Origin of the sequence: Pelagibacterium sp. H642, from assembly GCF_031202855.1 — a bacterium.
Classification (GTDB): Bacteria; Pseudomonadota; Alphaproteobacteria; order Rhizobiales; family Devosiaceae; genus Pelagibacterium.
Window position 1 is genome coordinate 1,681,092 of sequence record NZ_CP101829.1, and the last position, 21,196, is coordinate 1,702,287.

Consider the following 21,196-nt stretch of genomic DNA (forward strand, 5'->3'; position numbering starts at 1 on the left):
TTCAGGCATTGGCCATATTGATGCGATAGCTCAACGCTTCGGCGATATGGGGACGGGCCACTTTGGCGCTGCCGGCGAGGTCGGCCAGGGTGAGGGCGACCTTGAGCACCCGATGATAGGCGCGGGCCGAGAGCTGGAAGGTTTCGGCGGCTTTCAAGAGCAGATCGCGGCTTTCGCCGTCCGGGGCGACGATCTGTTCGATGGCACTTGAGGGCGCGGCCGAATTGGTGTGAACGCCGGCCAGATCGAGCGCCGCAAAACGCTCGCGCTGGACTTTGCGCGCCCGGGCGACGCGTTCGGCAACCGTGGCGCTGGGCTCGCCCGGCTGGGCGGCGATCATATCGGAGGCGGTAACCGCGGGGACATCGATCCGGATGTCGATGCGGTCGAGGAACGGTCCCGAGACGCGGCCCTGGTAGTCGGCAGCGCATTTTTCACCGCGCCGGCAGGTGTGGCCGGGCGTGCCGGCCAAGCCGCATTTGCAGGGGTTCATCGCCGCGACGAGCTGAAAACGGGCCGGATAGGTGACGCGAGCATTGGCCCGCGCGATCACCGTTTCCCCCGATTCGAGCGGCTGGCGCAGGCTGTCGAGAGCCTGTGGCTGGAATTCGGGCAATTCGTCGAGGAACAGCACGCCATTGTGGGCCAGCGACACCTCGCCCGGCCGCACGCGCAGGCCACCGCCCACCAAGGCGGCCATGGATGCCGAATGGTGCGGAGCGCGGAAGGGCCGGCGGTCGGAGATCTGTCCGCCCTTCAATTCCCCGGCGATCGAAGCGATCATCGACACATCGAGCAATTCACGCGGGTTGAGCGGCGGCAGGATGGAAGGCAGGCGCTGGGCGAGCATGGATTTGCCCGCGCCGGGTGGCCCGATCATCAGGAAATTGTGCCCGCCAGCCGCCGCGACTTCGAGCGCCCGGCGCGCCACCTCCTGCCCACGCAAATCGGCAAGGTCCGGCCCGCCGGCATTGGGAAACGCGCGGACCGGTTGCGGGCGGGCGGCGATCTGGCGGCCGGCCAGATGATTGACGAGCGCGAAAAGCGTATCCACGGCGACGATCTCGATCTCTTCGCCGGCCCAGGCCGCTTCCGCGCCGCAGGCCGCGGGGCATATGATGCCTAGATCCCGCGCATTGGCGGCGATAGCAGCAGGAAGAATACCGGTGACGGGGGAGACGCGGCCATCGAGCGCCAATTCGCCCAGCACCATGAATTTCTCCAGCATATCGCCGGGAATGGCGCCCATGGCCGCCATCAGCCCCAGCGCGATGGGCAGATCGTAATGGCTGCCTTCCTTGGGCAGGTCGGCGGGGGCAAGATTGACGGTGATGTGCTTGGCCGGCAGCGCCAGGCCCGAGGCAATGAGCGCCGCGCGCACCCGCTCGCGGCTTTCCCCCACCGCCTTGTCGGGCAGACCGACGATATTGAATTTCGGCATGCCCGGTGAAACCTGCACCTGCACATCCACCGGCACCGCCTCGATGCCCAGAAAGGCCACTGTGGTTATGCGCGTGGTCATGCCGGTCCCCCAAACCGCCTCAAATCGACCAATGCTAAGCACACTCTATCGCGGCAAACAAGAACATTTAAAGAACATGCGTTAATTGCATGGCGGGAATTCCCGCGCCGGGCCGGGCCCAAGGGAACATAGCGGCCCGCCGGGCATTGGAGCGATGAAGTGGATCCCGCCCCCAGGCCGTTCGAGCGATGTCGGGGCCGGACCCGAATTAACGAGACTATCCAGATCGAGGCGAAGCGAGGGCGCGGCCGAAGGCCGGAGCCCGTTCTTGGTTTTGGCGGTCTGGCGAACCTGGAGAGCAAAATGCTGAAGCGAAAGCAAAGCCAGCCCCTTGTGCTGGTTGTCGAAGACGAGCCGCTGGTGCGGCTCGATATCACCCTGGCCATGGTCGATGCTGGCTTTGCGGTGATCGAGGTGCCCGATGCCGAGCAGGCGCTGGAATTGCTCCAAACGCGCAAATCGATCGGGCTGGTGTTTACCGACGTCGAACTGGCGGGCAAGATCGATGGGCTGGAACTGGCCAGCCGGGTGAAATCCGATTGGCCGCACATCAAGGTGATGGTCACCTCGGGCCAGGCAACCCCGGATCGAGAGGTCGCGGACGATTTCATCCCCAAGCCCTACAACACCCAGGCTGTCGTTTCCCACGCTCGGGCGCTTGCGGCCTGAGCCTACCGGCTGCGCCCCACGGGCCACAGCAGCGCCCGATTACCCTTTGTTAACCAGGCTTGTGAGGGCGGTGTTAAGGAGAAATGGGCGAGGACAATTTGAGAGAATTTTCATTCAAATTGTCGAGTTGCCTGCTCCATGCCCCTGCCGCGCTTGCCCCGGATTCGTAACCTTGCGCCGTCTCGATGGGTCGGCGCGATACTTCCCATGGCGGCGGGTCTGGCCCTGATCGGGCTCCTCTCGGCCTGCGGCCACAACTATTATCCGGCCAAGGGCGACAACGATCCGCATCCCGGCGTGCGGCGGGCCCATTCCCTGCCTATCCACGGCATCGACGTTTCCCGCCACCAGGGCAATATCGACTGGCGCGCCGTGGCCCAGGCCGGAACGCGTTTCGCCTATATCAAGGCCACCGATGGCGGCGATTATCTCGACCCCAATTTCCGCACCAACTGGGAGCAGTCGCGCGCCGCGGGCATTCCGCGCGGGGCCTATCACTTCGTTTACTGGTGCCGGCCCGCTCATGAGCAGGTGGCGTGGTTTGCCGCCAACGTTCCGGCCGAACCCGACGCGCTGCCGCCGGTTCTCGATCTGGAATGGAACAACGGCTCCTCGTGCAAGCACAGCCTCACGCGCGAAGAAGTGCTGGAAAAAGTGCAGGTGCTGCTGGCGGGCATGGAAGCCCATACCGGCAAGGTGCCGGTGATCTATACCGACATCAATTTCCACCGCGACGTGCTCGAGGGGGTCGCGCTCGACAATCCCATGTGGCTGCGCTCGACGGCGGCCGAACCCCATGAACGTTTCAACAACCGCCCCTTCACCTTCTGGCAATATACACAGACGGGAACCGTGCCGGGCATCCGCACCGAGGTGGATCGCAATGCCTGGTTCGGTTCGGAAAGCGACTGGATCCAGTTCTTCATCACCGGCTGCGATCCGCGCACCTATTACCGGCTGGCCAGCCAGGGGCGCTGCGCGCCGCTGAAATAGCCATGCGCACGATCACTATCGATGGGGACGCGATCGATGGCATCGCGTCCTTTTATGCCGAGATCAACCGCGTGCTGATGGCCGGGGAAGGCTGGACGATCGGGCAGAACCTCGATGCGTTGAACGATCTGCTCCATGGCGGGTTCGGCGCGCTTGCAAGCAACGAGCCGGTGCGGCTGGTCTGGCGCGACTTCGAAAAGAGCCGGACAGCGCTCGGCATGGAGGCCACGAAGGCCTGGCACCGAGCCAAGCTCGAGCGTCCCACGCTCTACAACGCGGAAACCGCCAGAGACGCCCTGGCCGCGCTCGAACGCGGGGAGGGGCGGACCTATTTCGATATCGTCCTCGAAATCATTGCCGAGCACGACACTATCGAACTGGTCCCCGCCTAGCCCAAAACACCGCTCTCGCGCACGCCATCGAAGACGAACTGGACGGCAAGGGCGGTGAGCAGAATGCCGACCACGCGCGTCACCACCGACATGCCGGTGAGCCCCAGCACGCGCTGAATGGGAATGGCGACCAAAAGCGCCAGCCACGCCAGGAACAGGGTGGCCAGAAGCGCTGCCACGACGATCCAGAATTCGACATCGGTCCGGGCGCCGGTGGTGAAAAGGATCACCGCCGAAATCGAGCCGGCCCCGGCAAGAAGCGGCATGGCGAGGGGAAAGACCGAAATATCCTCGCGCGTCATCCCTTCGGCCTCTTCCTCGGTGGTCGTCCCCGTGCCGCCGGTATGGCGGGCAAACACCATGTCGATGGCGATCAAAAGCAGCAATATGCCGCCGGCCACCCGCAGGGCGGGCAGGGTGATGCCGAACACCTCGAGGATCAGATTGCCGACAAAGGAAAAAAACAGCAGGATTCCCGTCGCCACCAGCACGCCCCGCGTGGCCGCGGCAAAGCGCTGCTGCGCCGAGTAGTTGCGGGTCAGCCCGGCAAAGATGAAGGCGATATCGGCAACGCCAACCGTGGCAAAGAAGGTGGCGAAGGCAACGAAAAAGCTGGCGGTCATCCCAAACCCGGCTGTTCCACGTGAATCAAGGGCACACTAATGCCCCGGGCGATACTTTCCTACCGCCGGGTCTCAATGGCATCCCAGATCATCACGGCGATGTCGGGCCCGCCGAACCGCTTCACTTCCCGGATGCCGGTGGGGGAGGTGACGTTGATTTCGGTCAGATAGCCGCCGATCACGTCGATGCCGACGAAGATCAGGTCGCGCTTTTTGAGTTCCGGGCCGATGATCTCGCAGATCTCGCGCTCGCGCGCGGTCAGTTCGGACAGTTCGGGGCGGCCGCCCACATGCATGTTGGAGCGCGCCTCGCCCTCGGCGGGAATGCGGTTGAGGCCGGCGACCGGCACTCCATCGACAAGGATGATGCGCTTGTCGCCCTGGCGGACCTCCGGCAAATACCGCTGCACCATGAAGGGCTCGCGGAAATTGGCGTTGAACATTTCAAGGAGCGAGCCGAGGTTTTCGTCGCCCTCGCGAATCCGGAACACGCCGGCCCCGCCATTGCCGAACAGGGGCTTGAGGATGATGTCCTTGAACTCGGCCCGGAAAGCACGGATCTCGCTCTCGTCGCGGGTGATCAGCGTTTCGGGCATCAGCTCGGGGAAGCTGGTGACGAGGATCTTTTCCGGCGCGTTGCGCACTTCCCTTGGATGATTGACTACCAGCGTCTTGGGATGCACCAGCTCGAGCATGTGGGTGGTGGTGATGTAATTCATGTCGAAGGGCGGATCCTGGCGCAACAGGATCACGTCGAAATCGGCGAGATCGGTCTTCTGCCAATCCTCGAGCGCGAAATGGAGGCCCTTTTCCTTGTCGTCGACCGAAACCTTATGCACCCGCGCCGTCACGGTGTTGCCGCGCTGGGCGAGGGTCGAGGGGGTATAATAATGGAGCGCATGGCCGCGCGCCTGCGCTTCGAGCATCAGCGCAAAGCTCGAATCGCCGAGCGGATTGATGGCGTCGATGGGGTCCATCTGCACGGCAACGGAAAGGGGCATCGGAGACCTCTAGAAAAGATTATGCTGAAAATGCATTGACCAGATGGTGCGGCCAGCGGCTCGGTGCAACCGATATCACGTCGAAACGGAAATCATAGCCACCATAGCGGGGATGGGCCGACTGGAACCATTGCGCCGCGCGGACGATGCGGGCGGTATTGACCGCCTCGAGCGCCTGGGCCTGAGCGGCGGCGTTGCCGGCCCGGTGCTTGACCTCGACGAGAACGATCAGCCTGCCGCGGCGGGCGACGATATCGATTTCGCCCACGGGGGTTTTGTAGCGGGTTGCGACGATTCGATAAAACTTGGCGCGCAGATACCATGCGGCGAGCGTTTCCGCCCAGCGTCCGGCCCGCTCGGCGCGGCGGCGGGAATCAGGAATCGGCTTTTTGGGCGAGCGCCGCATCATAGACCTGTTTGCGCTTCAATCCGAACCGGGCGGCGATCTCATCGACGGCGGCGCGCAGCGGCTGGCCCGCCATGGCCTCGGCCAGAGCCGCCTGCCAATCGCCCGCCACCGCCGGCGTGCCGCCATCGGACCCGGCGACCAGGATCACCGCCTCGCCCTTGGTGTCGCCGGCAAAGCGTTCGACAAGTTCGGCCAGCGGTCCGGCTTCGAAGCGCTCGAAGCGCTTGGTGAGTTCGAGCGCCACCACGCCCTGCCGATCGCCGCCAAACGCCTGCGCCATATCGGCCAGCGCCGCCCCCAAGCGGCGGGGCGATTCGTAGAACACCAGCGTTTCGGGGCGGTTTGCCAGGGGGCTGAGCGCGTTGGTACGCTGGCCGGTCTTGGGCGGCAGGAAGCCGAAAAACGAAAACGCGTCGGTGGGTAGCCCGGCACCGGTCAGCGCGGTCAGCAGCGCCGAAGGTCCGGGGACGGGGAAAACGTCCAAGCCGGCCTCGCGGGCGGCGCGAACCAGCGGAAAGCCCGGATCGGAAAGGAGCGGAGTGCCCGCATCGGAGACGAGCGCGATCGCCTTGCCGTCGCGGATCTGGTCGAGGATCGAATCGATCCGGGCGCGCTCATTGTGTTCATGGAGCGCGGTGCGCGGCGTCCTGATGCCATAGGCGTCAAACAGGCGTGCCGAATGGCGGGTATCCTCGCAGAGCACGAGATCGGCACCGGCGAGGATTTCGAGGGCGCGCAGGGTGATGTCCCTGAGATTGCCGATAGGGGTGGCCACCGGATAAAGCCCCGGTGCCGGCGTTTGCGCGGCAAGCCGCTGGCCGGCGATCTCGAAGGTTTTTTCCTGGGCCACTGGCGTCCTTTCCCGAGCTGAGTATTGTTTACGCGAGGCATGGGCCGATTGTCGAGGCGTGCGCCTCCCGGCAGATGAGGGGAACTCGATTTGCAGCACGGATGGGTAAAGACGCTCGGCTGGCTGGTCCTCGCCCTCACGATCGTTGCCTGCGCGCCCACCGCACAGGTCGCGCCGCCGGTTTCAAGCCTTCCCGCGACAGCGCAATTGCCGGCACTGGCACCGGCCCAGGGCGAGATCATCGGCACCGGGCCGGTGCGCGTGGCGCTGATCCTGCCGCTGACGGGCAGCGCGGCCGGTGTGGGCCAATCGATGGCCAATGGCGCGCGGCTGGCCATGGAGCAGACGCCCAGTCCCGCCATTCATCTGGTGCTCAAGGATGCCGGATCGAGCGCCGAGACGGCCCGCAGCGCGACCCAGCAAGCGCTCGCCGAGGGTGCGAAGCTGATCCTGGGGCCGCTTACCGCCGATTCGGTCGCCCTTGCCGGGGCGATCGCCCGTTCCTACGACACCCCGCTGATCGGCTTTTCATCGACCTCGAGCGTGGCGACGGACGGAGTTTACCTCCTCAGCGTGCTACCGGAGGCTGAAATCATGCGCGCGCTGGGATTTGCCCAGGCTCAGGGGCGCAATGCCATCGCGGCGATCGTCCCCGACACGCCCCTGGGCCACGCGCAGGCCGAAGCGCTGCGCCAGACGGCAGGGGAGACCGGCATGAGAATTGTCGGGGTCGAGATGTTCGCCGACGAGGCACAGGCTCGCCGTGCGGTCGAACGGCTGGCGCCGGCCATGCGCTCCAATCTTGTCGATGCGCTTTACCTGCCCGATGCTGCCACCGCGCCCAGCTTCGGCATTCTGCTCGAAGCAGCGCGGGTGCCGCGCCAGCGCATCCTGGTGATCGGCGCGGGGGAATGGGAAGGGAACCCAGCCATTGCGGCGCAGGCCTATCTCGCCGGCGCAGTCTATCCGGCCATCGATCCGACCGGGCTTGCGGCACTCTCCGCATCCTACCGCCAGCGGTTCGGCGGCGAACCGCATCAGTTGGCAACGCTGGCCTATTCGGCAGTGCTGGTCGCCAACACGCCCTCGCTCAGCCTTGCCACCCCGCCGTTCGGCAACGGCCTGCTCTCGCCCACGGGGTTCACCGGCCGCGACGGTCCGCTGCGGTTCCATTTCGACGGACGCGGGGAATATGGGCTGGTGATGCGGCAGGTGGCGCCGGGCGGGGCGGCCACGATCGAAGCGGCAAGACTGAGCGGCCTGCCGCTGGCCTCAAACGGCGGAATCGGCATGGACGCAGGGATACCGCCGGCGGCGGAGCTCCGATAAGAGCCAAGGCGCGCCGATTATTGCGCCCGCCGCCACAAACTCCCCTTCTCCCCTGGTGGGAGAAGGTGGCCGCGAAGCGGTCGGATGAGGGGGGCTCTCGGCCAACCGCTTGCGCTAAACTTCCGACGCTCAGGCCGCCAGATCGGCCACCACGGCATCGAGCACCGGCCAGCCCTTGTCGGTCACCCGCAGCCTTCCATTGGGCAGGGTCTCGATGAAGCCGATCGATTTCAGGAAATCGATCTGGGTCGCCGTCAACGCCCGGCGGGCCAGCGCCTGATAGCGGGCCGGGTCGATCCCCTCGCGCAGCCGCAGGCCCATCACCAGATATTCGTCGCCCTCTTCGTCCCAGGTGAGCGTGTCGTCGGTGACCAGTCCGTCGCCGGTTTCGATCACCTTTTCCCACCATTTGAACGGCATGCGCTCGGCGGCGGTGGCATGGCGCGCCCCGCCCATCAGCAGCCGTCCATGGGCGCCGGGCCCGATGCCGGCATATTCGCCATAGCGCCAGTAGGTGAGATTGTGCCGGCTTTCCTGGCCCGGGCGGGCGTGGTTGGAAATCTCATAGGCCGGCAGCCCGTAGGAGGCGGTCAGCTCCTGGGTCATCTCGAACATATCGGCCGAAAGATCCTCGGACGGCATCTTCAATTTGCCGGCGTTGAAGAGATCGAAATAGCGCGTGCCCGATTCGATGGTGAGCTGGTAGAGTGAGAGGTGCCCGTCCGAAAGCGCCAGCGCGTCGGTCAGCTCTTCTTCCCACTGGTCCAGCGTCTGGTCGGGGCGGGCATAGATGATGTCGAAGCTCGAGCGATCGAAGATCGATTGCGCCAGCCGCACGGCGGCCACCGCGTCCTCGACCGAATGCAGCCGCCCCAGCCGGGCCAGCGGTTCGGGGCGCAGCGATTGCACGCCGAGCGAGACGCGGTTGACCCCGGCGGCTCTGTAGCCGCGGAAGCGGTCGGCCTCCACCGATGTGGGGTTGGCTTCAAGCGTTACTTCGACCGTATCGGAAACCTGCCAGTTCCTGCCGATGGCATCGAGAATGGCGCCGACCGAAGATGGCTTCATCAGCGAGGGCGTGCCGCCGCCGAAAAAGATCGATTCCACCAGCCGCTCGGGCGCACGCCGGGCCGTGGTCTCGATCTCCTTTATATAGGCGGAAACGAAGCTCTCTTCGTCGAACTTGCCGTGATGAACATGGGAATTGAAGTCGCAATAGGGACATTTGGCCGCGCAGAACGGCCAATGCACATAAATCCCGAATTGCGTGTTGGCGCTCAAAGAACTTCCCTGACGAATTTGGCAAATGCGCGGGCGCGATGCGACAAGCCTTCCTTGCCCGGCGCCCATGAATGCTTTTCCGCCGCGCTCATCTGGCCGAAGGTTTTCTCATACCCGTCGGGCTTGAACATGGGATCGTAGCCGTGCCCTTGCTCGCCCACCGGCGGCCAGACCAGCGTGCCGGGCGCGACTCCCTCGAAGATCATGTCGGTGCCGTCGGGGAAGGCGAGGCAGAGGATGGCGTTGAACTGCGCCTTGCGCTGATGCGGTTCTGTCGCGCCCTTTTCCACCAGCCGATCCTGCACCTTCTGCATGGCCATACCGAAATCACGCGGCACGCCGGCCCAATCGGCTGTATAGACCCCCGGCGCGCCGTCGAGCGCATCCACGGAAATCCCCGAATCGTCGGAAAGCGCGATCTGGCCGGTCGCCTTGGCGGCGGCGTGAGCCTTGAGCCGCGCATTTTCGACAAATGTGGTGCCCGTCTCTTCAGGCTCGGGCAGGCCCAGATCGCCAGCCGAGACGATGTCGAGGCCGAAATCGGCGAGCATGTCCTGGAATTCGGTCAGCTTGCCCTCGTTGTGGGTGGCCAGCACCAGGCGGTCGCCGCGCTTGAGTTTGAACCCGCTCATGCGCCCGCCTCCAGCACGGCCCGCTGCAGGGCGACCAGTTCCCCGATGCCCTTTTGCGCCAGAGAGATCAACTCGTTGAGCTCGTCGATAGAAAAGGCTTCGCCCTCGGCGGTGCCTTGGATTTCGACGAACTTGCCCGAACCGGTCAGCACGAAATTGGCGTCGGTTTCCGCTTCGGAATCCTCGAGGTAGTCGAGATCGAGCACCGGGGTGCCGCGATAGATGCCGCAGGAGACGGCGGCCACATGGTCGCGGATCGGATTGCCCTTCAAAAGCGAGCGCTCGCCCATCCAGCCGATCGCTTCGCTCATGGCGACGAAGGCGCCGGTGATCGAAGCGGTGCGGGTGCCGCCATCGGCTTCGATGACGTCGCAATCGAGGATGATCTGGTTTTCGCCGAGCGCGGCCATATCGACGACGGCGCGCAGGGAGCGTCCGATCAGGCGCTGGATTTCCTGGGTGCGGCCCGATTGCTTGCCAGCGGTCGCTTCACGCCTTGTGCGGGTGCCGGTGGCACGCGGCAGCATGCCGTATTCGGCCGTAACCCAGCCCAGACCCTGATTGCGCCGCCAGGGGGGCAGGGCGGTTTCCACGGTCGCGGTCACCAGCACGCGCGTATGCCCGAAGGCGACAAGGCACGAGCCTTCCGCTTGCGGCGCGATGCCCCGCTCAATGGTCACATCGCGCATCTGATCGAACGCCCGTCCGCTTGGCCGCATGAAGAAATATATCCCCGAATTGATAGAGGGTGGCTGGATATGGTTATCAGCCTCTTAACGGTTCACCTGCATCGGAACAAGCGCGGCTCTCTTGGCGGTCCCCGCAAATCCTTTTAAATGGTGAATATGGACAGACCTGAGATAAATTCGTCTGAATTTTTATCGGCGCTATCGGCGCGCTCCCAGGACATCTTCCGCCGCCTGGTCGAGCGCTATATCGAGACCGGCGAGCCGGTGGGTTCGCGCGCCATCTCCAAAATGCTCGACATGCAGCTTTCCCCCGCTTCGGTCCGCAACGTCATGGCCGATCTCGAAGAACTGGGACTGATCGCCGCGCCCCACACCTCGGCGGGGCGCGCCCCCACCCAGGAGGGGTTGCGGTTCTTTGTCGATGCCATGCTCGAAGTGGGCGCCGTGGACGAAGCCGAGCGCGACCAGATCGCCCGCAACATAACGGGCGGCAGCCGCTCGGGCCGGGTCGAGGATCTCTTGAACGAAGCCAGCGCGCTGCTTTCGGGGCTCTCGCATGGGGCAGGCATGGTGATCGCGGCCAAGTCGGACATGGTGCTTAGGCACCTCGAATTCGTCCGCCTCGACCCCGAACGCGCCATGGCGATCCTTGTGGGGCAGGACGGGCAGGTGGAAAACCGCGTCATCCCCCTGCCGCCCGGCCTCACCGCCAGCGCCCTCACCCAGGCCTCGAACTTTCTCGCCCACCACATCGTTGGCCGGACGCTCAAGGAGGCGCGGGAATCGATCCGGCGCCAGAGCGAGAGCCAGCGCGCCGAACTCGACGCCATCGCCCAAAGGCTGGTGGATTCGGGCCTGGCCTCGATGATCGAGGCCGATACCGCCGCTCCCACCCTTATCGTGCGCGGCCGAGCCAATCTCATCGACGACACCATGGCCTCCGAGGATCTGGCCCGCGTGCGCCAGCTTTTCGACGAGATCGAAACCAAGGCGGGGCTGATCGAACTCTTAAACGATGCCGAGACCGCGCAAGGGGTGCGTATCTTCATCGGCTCGGAAAACAAGCTGTTCTCGCTTTCCGGCTCCTCGGTCGTGCTTTCGCCCTATAAGGACGCCAACGACAAGGTGATCGGCGTGCTCGGCGTCATCGGGCCGACGCGGCTGAACTATGCGCGGATCGTGCCGGTGGTCGACTACACGGCCCATGTGGTGTCGCGGCTGATTTCCAAAAAAGGGGAGCTTTAACCAGCAGGCGCTCGCGGCAAACGACCCTTCTCCCCTTGAGGGAGAAGGTGGCCGGAGCGAAGCGGAGGTCGGATGAGGGGGGCGCCGAGTTCGCGACGACGATCGCGGCCTCATTGGTCATCGGACTTGAAAAATCCCGCCCCTTGGCCGATATGGCGGGCAACCAATTTCTTCCCCCAATCGGTGAAAGAGCAATGATGAGCGACGACAACACGACGCCCGAGCCAACCGAAGAGACCAATCAGCGCCCCGAGGCCGAAGCGACCCAGGAAGCTGCTGCCGAGCCCACGGCCGAAGACCGCATCGCGCTGCTCGAAGACGAAAAGAACCAGTTGCGCGACCAGCTTTTGCGCACGGCCGCCGAGATGGACAATCTGCGCAAGCGCACCGAGCGCGAAATCGCCGACACGCGCTCTTATGCCATCGCGGGGTTCGCCCGCGACATGCTGGTGGCGACCGACAATCTTTCCCGCGCCCTGATGGTGATCCCCGCCGAAGCGCGCGAGACCGCCGACGGCACGCTCAAATCCCTGATCGAAGGGATCGAGATGACCGAGCGCGAGATGCAGCGCCTTTTGCAAAAAAACGGGGTCACCCCGATCCTCGCCGAGGGCGAGAAGTTCGATCCCCATCGCCACCAGGCCATGTTCGAGGTGCCCGATGCCTCGGTTCCCGAAGGCACCGTGGTCCAGGTGGTCCAGGCGGGCTATGCCATCGGCGAGCGCGTCCTGCGCCCCGCCATGGTGGGCGTTGCCAAGGGCGGTAACAAACCCGCGCCCAAGGCCGATCCCGATGGAGCGGCGCCGGGGGAAAGCATCGACAAATCGGCCTGACACAAGGGCCGGAAGTATCAGGGGGCCAGTGCTTGAAGGCTCAGGACCCCCTCCTTATATAGCCAGCAAGCCCGGGAAACCGGGGCTGAATTGAAAATCCCAGAGGGGTCTGGCACCGGCCGATCAATGCGATGCCGCAACGCCAAATGGGCGCGTTGAGGGGTCAGGGCCAAATTCAGGGACTCGCTCGAGAAAAGAGGTTTCTTCAATGGGAAAAGTAATCGGAATCGACCTGGGCACGACCAATTCGTGCGTCGCCGTCATGGACGGCAAGACACCTAAAGTCATCGAAAACGCCGAAGGCGCGCGCACCACGCCTTCGATGGTCGCCTTCACCAATGATGGCGAGCGCCTTGTGGGCCAGCCGGCCAAGCGCCAGGCGGTGACCAACCCCGAGGGTACGCTTTTTGCCGTCAAGCGCCTGATCGGGCGCCGGTTCGAAGACCCGATGGTCACCAAGGACAAGGGCCTTGTTCCCTATAAGATCGTCAAGGCCGACAATGGCGACGCCTGGGTCGAGGTGAACGGCAAGAAGTCTTCCCCTTCGGAAGTTTCGGCCATGATCCTCACCAAGATGAAGGAAACCGCCGAATCCTATCTCGGCGAACCGGTCACCCAGGCGGTGATCACCGTCCCGGCGTACTTCAACGATTCCCAGCGCCAGGCCACCAAGGACGCCGGCAAGATCGCCGGCCTTGAAGTGCTGCGCATCATCAACGAGCCGACCGCCGCCGCGCTCGCCTACGGGCTCGAAAAGCGCGAATCGGGCACCATCGCCGTTTACGACCTTGGCGGTGGCACCTTCGATATCTCGATCCTCGAAATCGGCGATGGCGTGTTCGAGGTGAAGTCCACCAATGGCGACACCTTCCTTGGCGGTGAAGACTTCGACATGCGCCTTGTCGATTACCTTGCCGACGAGTTCAAGAAGGAGCAGGGCATCGACTTGCGCTCCGACAAGCTCGCCCTGCAGCGCCTCAAGGAAGCTGCCGAAAAGGCCAAGATCGAGCTCTCGAGCTCGAGCCAGACCGAAGTCAACCTGCCGTTCATCACCGCGGACGCCTCGGGCCCCAAGCACCTGCAGCTTAAACTCACCCGCGCCAAGTTCGAATCGATCGTCGAAGATCTCATCAAGCGCACCATCGAGCCCTGCCGCGCAGCGCTCAAGGATGCCGGGATTTCGGCCGGCGAGATCGACGAAGTGGTGCTGGTCGGCGGCATGACCCGCATGCCCAAGGTCCAGGAAGAAGTGAAGAACTTCTTCGGCAAGGAGCCACACAAGGGTGTAAACCCCGACGAAGTGGTCGCCATGGGCGCCGCCATCCAGGCCGGCGTGCTCCAGGGTGACGTCAAGGACGTGCTGCTGCTCGATGTGACCCCGCTGTCGCTCGGCATCGAAACGCTGGGTGGCGTGTTCACCCGGCTCATCGACCGCAACACCACCATCCCGACAAAAAAGAGCCAGGTGTTCTCGACCGCCGAAGACAATCAGTCGGCCGTCACCATCCGGGTCTTCCAGGGCGAGCGTGAAATGGCCGCCGACAACAAGATGCTCGGCCAGTTCGACCTCGTGGGCATCCCATCGGCGCCGCGCGGCGTGCCGCAGATCGAGGTGACCTTCGATATCGACGCCAACGGCATCGTCCAGGTTTCGGCGAAAGACAAGGGCACCGGCAAGGAGCAGCAGATCCGCATCCAGGCTTCGGGCGGTCTTTCCGACGCCGATATCGAGCAGATGGTCAAGGACGCCGAAGCGAACGCGGAAGCCGATAAGAAGCGCCGCGAGACGGTGGAAGCGAAGAACCAGGCCGAGAGCCTCGTTCATTCGACCGAATCCTCATTGAAGGAGCATGGCGACAAGGTCTCGGCCGAGGTCAAGTCCGAGATCGAGGCGGCTATCGCCGAGACCAGAACCGCGCTCGAAGGCAACGACCCCGAGGCGATCAAGGAAAAGTCGGCGGCCCTCGCCCAGGCCTCCATGAAGCTCGGCGAAGCCATGTACAAGGCCAGCCAGGAAGAAGCCGAGGCCCAGGCCGCAAGCGATGCCAAGGATGACGAGGACGTGGTCGACGCCGACTTCGAAGAGGTCAAGGACGACGACGACAAGAAGTCGGCGTAAATCGAGCTGGTTGCTCACCCTTCAGTGCCGCCTTCGGGCGGCACTGTCGTTTGAAGGCACCAGTTTCACGTGAATCAGCCAGCCCTGCTGGCCTTTTCGCCGCCGCCTATGGTAACTGGCGGCAAGGATGATTACCTAGAAGCGCAACGAGGCCGGGAGTTTCCGGTCCGATGAAACGCTCAAAGACACGAACGGTTGGTTTGGCACAAGAGATGATCTTGCATCCGTCCTGCACTTGCCCCTGCCGCGACAAGGGGAAACTTTAAACACTATGTCCAAGGCCGATTTCTATTCAGTGCTCGGGGTGGAAAAGGGGTGCGATCCCGCCGCGCTCAAATCCGCCTATCGCAAGCTCGCCATGCAGTACCATCCGGACCGCAATCCGGGCGACAAGGACGCCGAGCACAAGTTCAAGGAAGTGTCGGAAGCCTACGATACGCTGAAGGACCCGCAAAAGCGCGCCGCCTATGACCGGTTCGGCCACGCCGCCTTCAATGGCGGGGGCGGCGCCAACGGGTTCGGCGCCGATTTCTCCTCGTCCATGTCCGATATCTTCGAGGACATTTTCGGGGAGTTCATGGGCGGAGCGCGCGGCCAGCGCCAGCGCGACGGCCGCCAGCGCGGTTCCGACCTGCGCTACAATCTCGAAATCACCCTCGAGGATTCCTTTACCGGCACCACCGTCGATATCGACGTGCCCACGCTCATTGGGTGCGAAACCTGCGACGGCTCGGGCGCCAAGCCTGGCACCGGCTTTTCCACCTGCCGCATGTGCGGCGGCCACGGCAAGGTGCGCGCCGCGCAGGGATTCTTCACCATCCAGCAGACCTGCCCCCAGTGCCATGGGCGCGGGGAGACCATGGATCAGCCCTGTACCGACTGCCACGGCAAGGGCCGGCGGCAGACCAGCCGCACGCTTTCAGTCGATATCCCCAAGGGCATCGAGGACGGCACGCGCATTCGCCTGGGCGGCGAGGGGGAAGCGGGCCTGCGCGGCGGGCCAGCGGGCGATCTCTACATCTTCGTTTCCGTCAAACCCCACCAGCTCTTTTCCCGCGACGGCGCCGATCTTTACGCCAAGGTGCCCATCTCGATGATCACCGCCGCGCTCGGTGGAGAATTCGAGGTGCCCACGCTTGAAGGCTCCCGCGCCAAGGTGAAGGTCAACGAGGGCACCCAGCCCGGCCAGCGCGTGCGTTTGAAGGGCAAGGGCATGCCGGTGCTGCGTTCGAACCAGATCGGCGACCTCTACGTCCAGCTCGACGTCGAAACCCCGCAAAAGCTCACCAAGCGCCAGCGCGAATTGCTCGAGGAGTTCCAGTCGATCTCGAGCGCTGAAACCTCTCCGGGCTCGGAAGGCTTCTTCGACAAGCTCAAACACATGTTCGGGTGACGTAGTCATTTCGACCTCGGGCAGAAGGCCTCTCGCCGGCCGGGGAGCGTGAGGGGCCTCGTCGTCTTCGCCCTCGGACTTGATCCGAGGACTGACCCGGAGACCCGCAAGCCTTCCTCCTCTTCAGAAGGTGTGTGCCCCTGACTCTCTCCTCAGGAAGCTTCGGGCTCCCGGGTCAAACCCGGACGCCACACGATCATCGTCTTCGGCGGACTTGCAGGACAGGGTTGCTGACGCTTAACTGCGCCCGGACACCAAGGAGACGCCCATGCCCCGCACCGCCCTCACCCTCTGCGGATCGCTCCGCACCGGATCGGTCAACAAAAGACTCCAGGACATCATGGACGCGCGCCTGCGGGCGGCGGGGGTAGAGGTCAATTCGATTTCCCTCAAGGATTTCGAAATGCCGATCTTCAACGCCGATCTCGAACCCGACAACGTGCCTGAAGCGTCGGTGCGGCTGGCCGATCTGTTCCGCGGCCACGACATCGTCTTCATCGCCTGCCCTGAATACAATGGCGGCGTGCCCCCGCTCGTCACCAACATGCTCGCCTGGATCTCCCGCCAGCGCCCCTCGCCCTTCAAGCACGCGGTCTTCGGCATCGGCGAGGTGAGCTCGGGCAAATACGGAACCATCTGGGCGCAAAGTCATCTGCGCGATTCGCTCACCAAGGGCGGCGCGCTGGTGGTCCCGACCCTCCTGGGCATCGGCCCCGATGCCACGGCCTTTACCGAAAAGGGCGAAATCGCCGAGCCGCCCATCCAGGCCAAGATCGAGCAGATGGTGCGCGAACTCACCCATTTCTCCCGCGGCGGGATTTGAGGAGGGGGCCGGCAGGGCTCCTCCCAGGCCATCGCCCCTCCGCAACCACACACTGTGTCGCCCCAAGCTCGGCCCGGGGCGACACGGTGGAGGTGAGGCCGGACACTGCACCGTCTCCAACCCTCAACACGCTCCACCACCGAGGTCTCCAGCAGCCTTGAAGATATCAACCATCACCCCACCCACCGTCATCCCGGCCTTGAGCCGGGATCCAGTACACTCAGCGCCTGGGCCCCAGCCGCAACGCTTCCCCCAATCGCCCTTCTCCCCTTGAGGGAGACTTCGAGCCGTCCTTTGGCCAATCGTGCCGTGGCACAGGTGAGAAGGCCATGAGAGCTACGCTCGAATGGCAGGGGCCCCCAAAGGGCGAGACGGATGAGGGGTGCGCTGAGCCTCAACAACCGCCATGGTGGCCGCTGATATGCCGAGCCCCCTCATCCGACCGCTTCGCGGCCACCTTCTCCCACCCGGGGGAGAAGGGTAACGGGGTACACACCAGCACAGCGCTCCTGGCTTCTCTCAGGACCATGTCCCAAGAGCCCCCTTCTCCCCTGGTGGGAGAAGGGCCGGGGATGAGGGGGGCGCTGAGCTTCCATAAACACCGGCGCAAAAAACTTATCCCCGCCCTCCCGGTTTCCCCCATACTCCCCCTCACGATCCCGCGCATATGGACGCAAGCGCTACGAACGTTTGGGCGGGATCGGTTCGGGTTCCTCACAGGTCGCCGTGGGGAAGGCCCAAAGCGGACAGATAGCCGGACGTGGACACCAGATGTGAGCGGACCACCAATCCAATCACTCCCACGTCGCACCGGGGAAACCCGGAGGGGCAGCGAGGGGACGGCCGGGAGGTTGGCAGAAAAAGTGGTTCCCACTTTTTCGGTTCGACCAACCGACCCACTAAAAACTCTCAACAACCCCCAGCCCGAGAACGCCGCCATAAGCCCAAAATCCCGGACGCACGGGGCGATGGAAGCTTCATACTAAATACAAATGTGCGGAGCGTTCATCGCCCCATGCCGTCTATCATCAACCGAGGCCCATGGCCGTCGGGCGCTTTTGCGCGCGTCGTTGCGGTGTGACCCGCCCGACAAGACAACCGCTGACGCTTGCGCTTGGGCGCAAGTCATGGCATCGAGCCCAAAGATTTCAACAGAGCGCGAAGGAAATGCCATGGCCGGAGATCTGATCGTCGGGCTCGATGTCGGTACGCGCTACGAGGCCGAAAACATCATCTCAAGGCTTGGCGACAGCGCCGAGTTCTTCAAGATCGGCTACCAGCTCTTTTACGGCGGCGACGGGCTGACCGTGGGCAAGGAGCTGATCAAGGCCGGCAAAAAAGTATTCTTCGACCTCAAACTCCTCGATATCGACAACACCGTCGAAAAGGGCGTCGCTGCCTTTGCCGAAACCGGCGCGGCGATGCTCACGCTTCACGCCTATCCCAAGGCGATGAAAGCCGCCGTCAAGGCCGCCCAAGGCTCGGGCCTCTGCCTGCTCGGGGTTACCGTTCTCACCTCGATGGACGAGGATGATTTGAAGGACGCCGGCTACGGCATGGCCATTCCCGATCTGGTTGCCCGCCGCGCCGAACAGGCGCGCGACGCGGGCATGGGCGGCATCGTCGCCTCGGCGTTCGAAGCGGCGAAAATCCGCGAGATCGTCGGTCCCGACATGGCGATCGTCACCCCCGGCATTCGCCCGGCAGGCGCCGAAAAAGGCGACCAGAAGCGGGTGATGGCTCCCGCCGACGCGCTCAAGGCCGGCGCCAGCCATCTTGTCGTCGCGCGCCCGATCATTGCGGCGGACGATCCCCGGCAGGCGGCCCAGGCCGTGCTGTCGGAAATGGCAAGCGTTTAGGAGTACGCCTGATGAAGATCGGCATCGTCGGCGCCGGCGGGCGCATGGGACTCACCAATATCAAGGCCGTCTCCGCCCATCCCGACCTCACCCTCGTCGCCGCCATCGATCGGCCCGGATCGCCGGTCATCGGCAAGGATGCGGGGCTGTTGGCCGGGGGCGAAGAAACCGGCATCGTCATCGGCGACGACGTGAAGGCGCTGATTTCGGCGGCCGATGCCATCATCGATTTCACCGCCCCGGCGGTCAGCGTCGATCTGGCCGGGCGCATTGCGGCCAAGGGCCTCATCCACATCGTCGGCACCACCGGCTGCTCGCCCCAAGACGACGCGGCGATCGCGCAAGCGGCCGAAGATGGCGCGCGCATCGTCAAATCGGGCAATTTCTCGCTCGGGGTCAATCTCCTCGCCGCGCTGGTCAAAAAGACGGCCCAGACCCTCGACATCGATTTCGACATCGAAATCCTCGAAATGCACCACCGCCACAAGGTCGACGCCCCCTCGGGCACGGCGCTCCTTTTGGGCGAAGCTGCCGCCGAGGGCAGGGGGATCGAGCTCGCGGCCCATTCGGTACGTGTGCGCGACGGCCATACCGGGGCGCGCGAGCCCGGCTCGATCGGCTTTGCCACGCTTCGCGGCGGCGGCATCGTGGGGGAGCATTCGGTGCTGTTCTCTTCGACGGCCGAGACCGTCACCTTTTCGCACTCGGCCCGCGACCGTTCGCTTTTCGCCGATGGCGCCCTGCGCGCCGCGCTCTGGGCGGCCGACAAGCCCAAGGGACTTTATTCAATGGCCGACGTGCTCGGCCTTACCGATTAAGGGAGACATCATGACCGGCACGCTGATCCTGGTTCGTCACGGCCAGAGCGAATGGAATTTGAAGAATCTTTTCACAGGCTGGCGCAATCCGGGATTGACCGAACTGGGCATCGAGGAAGCCCGCAAGGCCGGCAAGGCGCTCAAGGACCGGAGCATCGTGCCGGACGCCTATTTCACCTCGGCCCTCGCCCGCGCCCAGCGCACGCTCGACCTGATGCTCGAGGAAATGGGGATCACCGACCTCACCATCGTGCGCAGCCACAAGCTCAACGAGCGCGACTATGGCGATCTTTCCGGGCTCAACAAGGACGATGCGCGCGAAAAATGGGGCGAGGAACAGGTCCATATCTGGCGCCGCTCCTATGACGTGCCCCCGCCGGGCGGCGAAAGCCTCAAAGACACCGCCGCGCGCGTCCTGCCCTATTACGAGGCCGAGATCGAACCGCTTTTGCAGGCCGGCAAGACCGTCCTGGTCACCGCCCATGGCAATTCCCTGCGCGCCCTGGTGATGAAGCTCGAAGGCCTTGACGAAGAAGCGATCCTCGAACGCGAAATCGCCACCGGCGCGCCCATCGTCTACGGCATCGATCCAGAGGGAAAGCGGGTCTCGACCGAGGAGCTTTAGCGGCAAGCGTTGATTTCTGCTGCAGCTCAGCGCCCCCTCATCCGACCGCTTCGCGGCAACCTTCTCCCATCAGGGGAGAAGGGGAGCCGGGTTGGTGGAGGCTAAGGAGCTAGCCAAAAGAGCCCCCTTCTCCCCTGGTGGGAGAAGGGCCGGGGATGAGGGGGGCGCAGCCTCTCGGCATGCGCCCGCCCAGCGATCTACCCCCGCGAAACCAACCCCGCTTCCCACCCCAGGATCGCCCTTTTGCGCACGATCCCCCAATGGTAGCCGGTCAGCGCCCCGGTCGATCCCACGATCCGGTGGCAGGGAACGACGAACGAGATTGGATTGCGCCCCACCGCCCGTCCGATCGCCCGCGCCGCATTGGGGCGCCCCACCGCCCGGGCCACTTCGCCATAGGTGGCGGCGCGCCCGGCGGGAACTTTCAGCAGCGTTTCCCACACCTTGATCTCGAACTGGCTGCCGATCATCACCAGCCGCACCGGCTGGTCGGGATCCCAGCGGGTGGAATCGAAAATCCGGGCCGCGGTCGGGACCACCGCCGCATCATCGCGTCGATAGTGGGCATTGGGCCAACGATTGGCCAGATCCTCGAAGGCGTAATCTTCCCGCCCCGGATCGGCAAAAGATATCCCCGCCACGCCATATTGGGTGATCATCAGGCATACGGTTCCAAAGGGGGAGGGGGCATAGCCCCAAGTCACCTCCAGCCCCGCACCCTTGGTGCGGTAAATGCCTGGCGGCACCGCATCATAGGTCACGAACAGATCATGGAGGCGCGAGGGGCCGGAAAGCCCCACTTCGAAGGTGGTGTCGAGCACGCTCATATTGTCGCGCAAAAGCTTGCGCGCATGATCGAGCGCCACGGCCTGGGCAAAGCTCTTAGGGGTGAGCCCGCACCAGCGGCGAAACATCTCGACCAATTGGCGCTCGCTCATGGAAAGCGCATGCGCCAGCCCGGCGATATCGGTTGCCTCGGGACCGGGCGTCGAGAGATATTCGATCGCCCGGGCAATCGTTGAATAGGTCTGGCTGTCGCTCATCTGCGGCAGCGTTGAGGTGAGAATGGGAGCATTTGCGTTCATGATCGT

At 64.2% G+C, this 21,196-nt stretch carries 21 protein-coding genes; 12 read left to right on the forward strand and 9 right to left on the reverse strand.

What is annotated here, in order from left to right; all coding sequences use genetic code 11:
- Position 1 precedes the first annotated feature (1 nt).
- On the reverse strand, positions 2 to 1,522 hold the full coding sequence (locus NO934_RS08240; RefSeq protein ID WP_309163439.1) for a YifB family Mg chelatase-like AAA ATPase: 1,521 nt from the start codon (positions 1,520 to 1,522) through the stop codon (positions 2 to 4).
- Positions 1,523 to 1,825: 303 nt separating this feature from the next.
- Here NO934_RS08240 and NO934_RS08245 point away from each other — a divergent pair, with 303 nt between their 5' ends.
- The 3 genes from NO934_RS08245 to NO934_RS08255 all read left to right on the forward strand — a co-directional run bounded on the left by NO934_RS08245 (position 1,826) and on the right by NO934_RS08255 (position 3,576).
- On the forward strand, positions 1,826 to 2,191 hold the full coding sequence (locus tag NO934_RS08245) for a response regulator (RefSeq protein WP_309163441.1): 366 nt from the start codon (positions 1,826 to 1,828) through the stop codon (positions 2,189 to 2,191).
- A 138-nt stretch (positions 2,192 to 2,329) separates the two neighbouring features.
- Entirely contained in the window at positions 2,330 to 3,184 is an 855-nt protein-coding gene (locus NO934_RS08250; RefSeq protein ID WP_375143284.1) for a GH25 family lysozyme, read from the forward strand.
- 2 nt (positions 3,185 to 3,186) lie between these two features.
- A complete protein-coding gene (locus tag NO934_RS08255) occupies positions 3,187 to 3,576 on the forward strand; it encodes a barstar family protein (RefSeq protein ID WP_309163445.1) in 390 nt (129 codons plus the stop codon).
- On the opposite strand, the gene NO934_RS08260 is transcribed toward NO934_RS08255, so the two are convergent.
- Genes NO934_RS08260 through rsmI form a run of 4 tightly spaced genes read right to left on the reverse strand, consistent with a single transcriptional unit; the run spans position 3,573 to position 6,459 of the window.
- On the reverse strand, positions 3,573 to 4,199 hold the full coding sequence (locus tag NO934_RS08260) for a MarC family protein (protein ID WP_309163447.1): 627 nt from the start codon (positions 4,197 to 4,199) through the stop codon (positions 3,573 to 3,575). The two genes, NO934_RS08255 and NO934_RS08260, sit on opposite strands and share 4 nt — an antisense overlap.
- Before the next feature lie 59 nt (positions 4,200 to 4,258).
- A complete protein-coding gene (gene gshB, locus NO934_RS08265; RefSeq protein ID WP_309163449.1) occupies positions 4,259 to 5,200 on the reverse strand; it encodes a glutathione synthase in 942 nt (313 codons plus the stop codon).
- Positions 5,201 to 5,219: 19 nt separating this feature from the next.
- Positions 5,220 to 5,606, reverse strand: a complete 387-nt coding sequence (locus NO934_RS08270; protein ID WP_309163451.1) for a YraN family protein — start codon at positions 5,604 to 5,606, stop codon at positions 5,220 to 5,222.
- Complete coding sequence (rsmI, locus tag NO934_RS08275; protein ID WP_309163452.1) at positions 5,575 to 6,459, reverse strand: 16S rRNA (cytidine(1402)-2'-O)-methyltransferase; 885 nt, start codon at positions 6,457 to 6,459, stop codon at positions 5,575 to 5,577. The genes NO934_RS08270 and rsmI overlap by 32 nt, the downstream gene beginning before the upstream one ends.
- Before the next feature lie 90 nt (positions 6,460 to 6,549).
- Here rsmI and NO934_RS08280 point away from each other — a divergent pair, with 90 nt between their 5' ends.
- The gene (locus NO934_RS08280) at positions 6,550 to 7,788 is read left to right on the forward strand and encodes a penicillin-binding protein activator (protein ID WP_309163453.1); all 1,239 of its coding nucleotides are present in this window, start codon (positions 6,550 to 6,552) and stop codon (positions 7,786 to 7,788) included.
- 129 nt (positions 7,789 to 7,917) lie between these two features.
- Here NO934_RS08280 and hemW read toward each other — a convergent pair whose 3' ends face one another.
- Genes hemW through rph form a run of 3 tightly spaced genes read right to left on the reverse strand, consistent with a single transcriptional unit; the run spans position 7,918 to position 10,420 of the window.
- Positions 7,918 to 9,069 carry a radical SAM family heme chaperone HemW gene (hemW, locus tag NO934_RS08285; RefSeq protein ID WP_309163454.1) on the reverse strand — a complete coding sequence of 384 codons (1,152 nt, stop codon included), beginning with the start codon at positions 9,067 to 9,069 and terminating at the stop codon, positions 7,918 to 7,920.
- The gene (gene rdgB / locus NO934_RS08290; RefSeq protein WP_309163455.1) at positions 9,066 to 9,701 is read right to left on the reverse strand and encodes an RdgB/HAM1 family non-canonical purine NTP pyrophosphatase; all 636 of its coding nucleotides are present in this window, start codon (positions 9,699 to 9,701) and stop codon (positions 9,066 to 9,068) included. The genes hemW and rdgB overlap by 4 nt, the downstream gene beginning before the upstream one ends.
- The gene (rph, locus tag NO934_RS08295; protein ID WP_309163457.1) at positions 9,698 to 10,420 is read right to left on the reverse strand and encodes a ribonuclease PH; all 723 of its coding nucleotides are present in this window, start codon (positions 10,418 to 10,420) and stop codon (positions 9,698 to 9,700) included. Before rph ends, rdgB begins: the two co-directional genes overlap by 4 nt.
- 126 nt (positions 10,421 to 10,546) lie before the next feature.
- Here rph and hrcA point away from each other — a divergent pair, with 126 nt between their 5' ends.
- The 8 genes from hrcA (at position 10,547) to NO934_RS08335 (ending at position 20,105) form a co-directional block, all read left to right on the forward strand.
- On the forward strand, positions 10,547 to 11,635 hold the full coding sequence (gene hrcA / locus NO934_RS08300; RefSeq protein ID WP_309163458.1) for a heat-inducible transcriptional repressor HrcA: 1,089 nt from the start codon (positions 10,547 to 10,549) through the stop codon (positions 11,633 to 11,635).
- A 194-nt stretch (positions 11,636 to 11,829) separates the two neighbouring features.
- On the forward strand, positions 11,830 to 12,468 hold the full coding sequence (grpE, locus tag NO934_RS08305; protein ID WP_309163459.1) for a nucleotide exchange factor GrpE: 639 nt from the start codon (positions 11,830 to 11,832) through the stop codon (positions 12,466 to 12,468).
- Positions 12,469 to 12,676: 208 nt separating this feature from the next.
- Entirely contained in the window at positions 12,677 to 14,587 is a 1,911-nt protein-coding gene (gene dnaK / locus NO934_RS08310) for a molecular chaperone DnaK (protein ID WP_309163461.1), read from the forward strand.
- A 271-nt stretch (positions 14,588 to 14,858) separates the two neighbouring features.
- Complete coding sequence (gene dnaJ, locus NO934_RS08315; RefSeq protein WP_309163463.1) at positions 14,859 to 15,980, forward strand: molecular chaperone DnaJ; 1,122 nt, start codon at positions 14,859 to 14,861, stop codon at positions 15,978 to 15,980.
- Between the two features lie 268 nt (positions 15,981 to 16,248).
- Complete coding sequence (locus NO934_RS08320) at positions 16,249 to 16,803, forward strand: NADPH-dependent FMN reductase (RefSeq protein ID WP_309163464.1); 555 nt, start codon at positions 16,249 to 16,251, stop codon at positions 16,801 to 16,803.
- 1,172 nt (positions 16,804 to 17,975) lie between these two features.
- Positions 17,976 to 18,662 (forward strand): orotidine-5'-phosphate decarboxylase, encoded by a 687-nt coding sequence (gene pyrF, locus NO934_RS08325; protein ID WP_309163465.1) that lies wholly within the window; start codon positions 17,976 to 17,978, stop codon positions 18,660 to 18,662.
- An 11-nt stretch (positions 18,663 to 18,673) separates the two neighbouring features.
- Positions 18,674 to 19,480, forward strand: a complete 807-nt coding sequence (dapB, locus tag NO934_RS08330) for a 4-hydroxy-tetrahydrodipicolinate reductase (RefSeq protein WP_309163467.1) — start codon at positions 18,674 to 18,676, stop codon at positions 19,478 to 19,480.
- A 10-nt stretch (positions 19,481 to 19,490) separates the two neighbouring features.
- Entirely contained in the window at positions 19,491 to 20,105 is a 615-nt protein-coding gene (locus NO934_RS08335) for a 2,3-bisphosphoglycerate-dependent phosphoglycerate mutase (protein WP_309163469.1), read from the forward strand.
- A 197-nt stretch (positions 20,106 to 20,302) separates the two neighbouring features.
- Here the strand turns inward: NO934_RS08335 and NO934_RS08340 are convergent, their stop codons facing one another.
- On the reverse strand, positions 20,303 to 21,190 hold the full coding sequence (locus NO934_RS08340) for a methylated-DNA--[protein]-cysteine S-methyltransferase (RefSeq protein WP_309163470.1): 888 nt from the start codon (positions 21,188 to 21,190) through the stop codon (positions 20,303 to 20,305).
- Positions 21,191 to 21,196 lie beyond the last annotated feature (6 nt).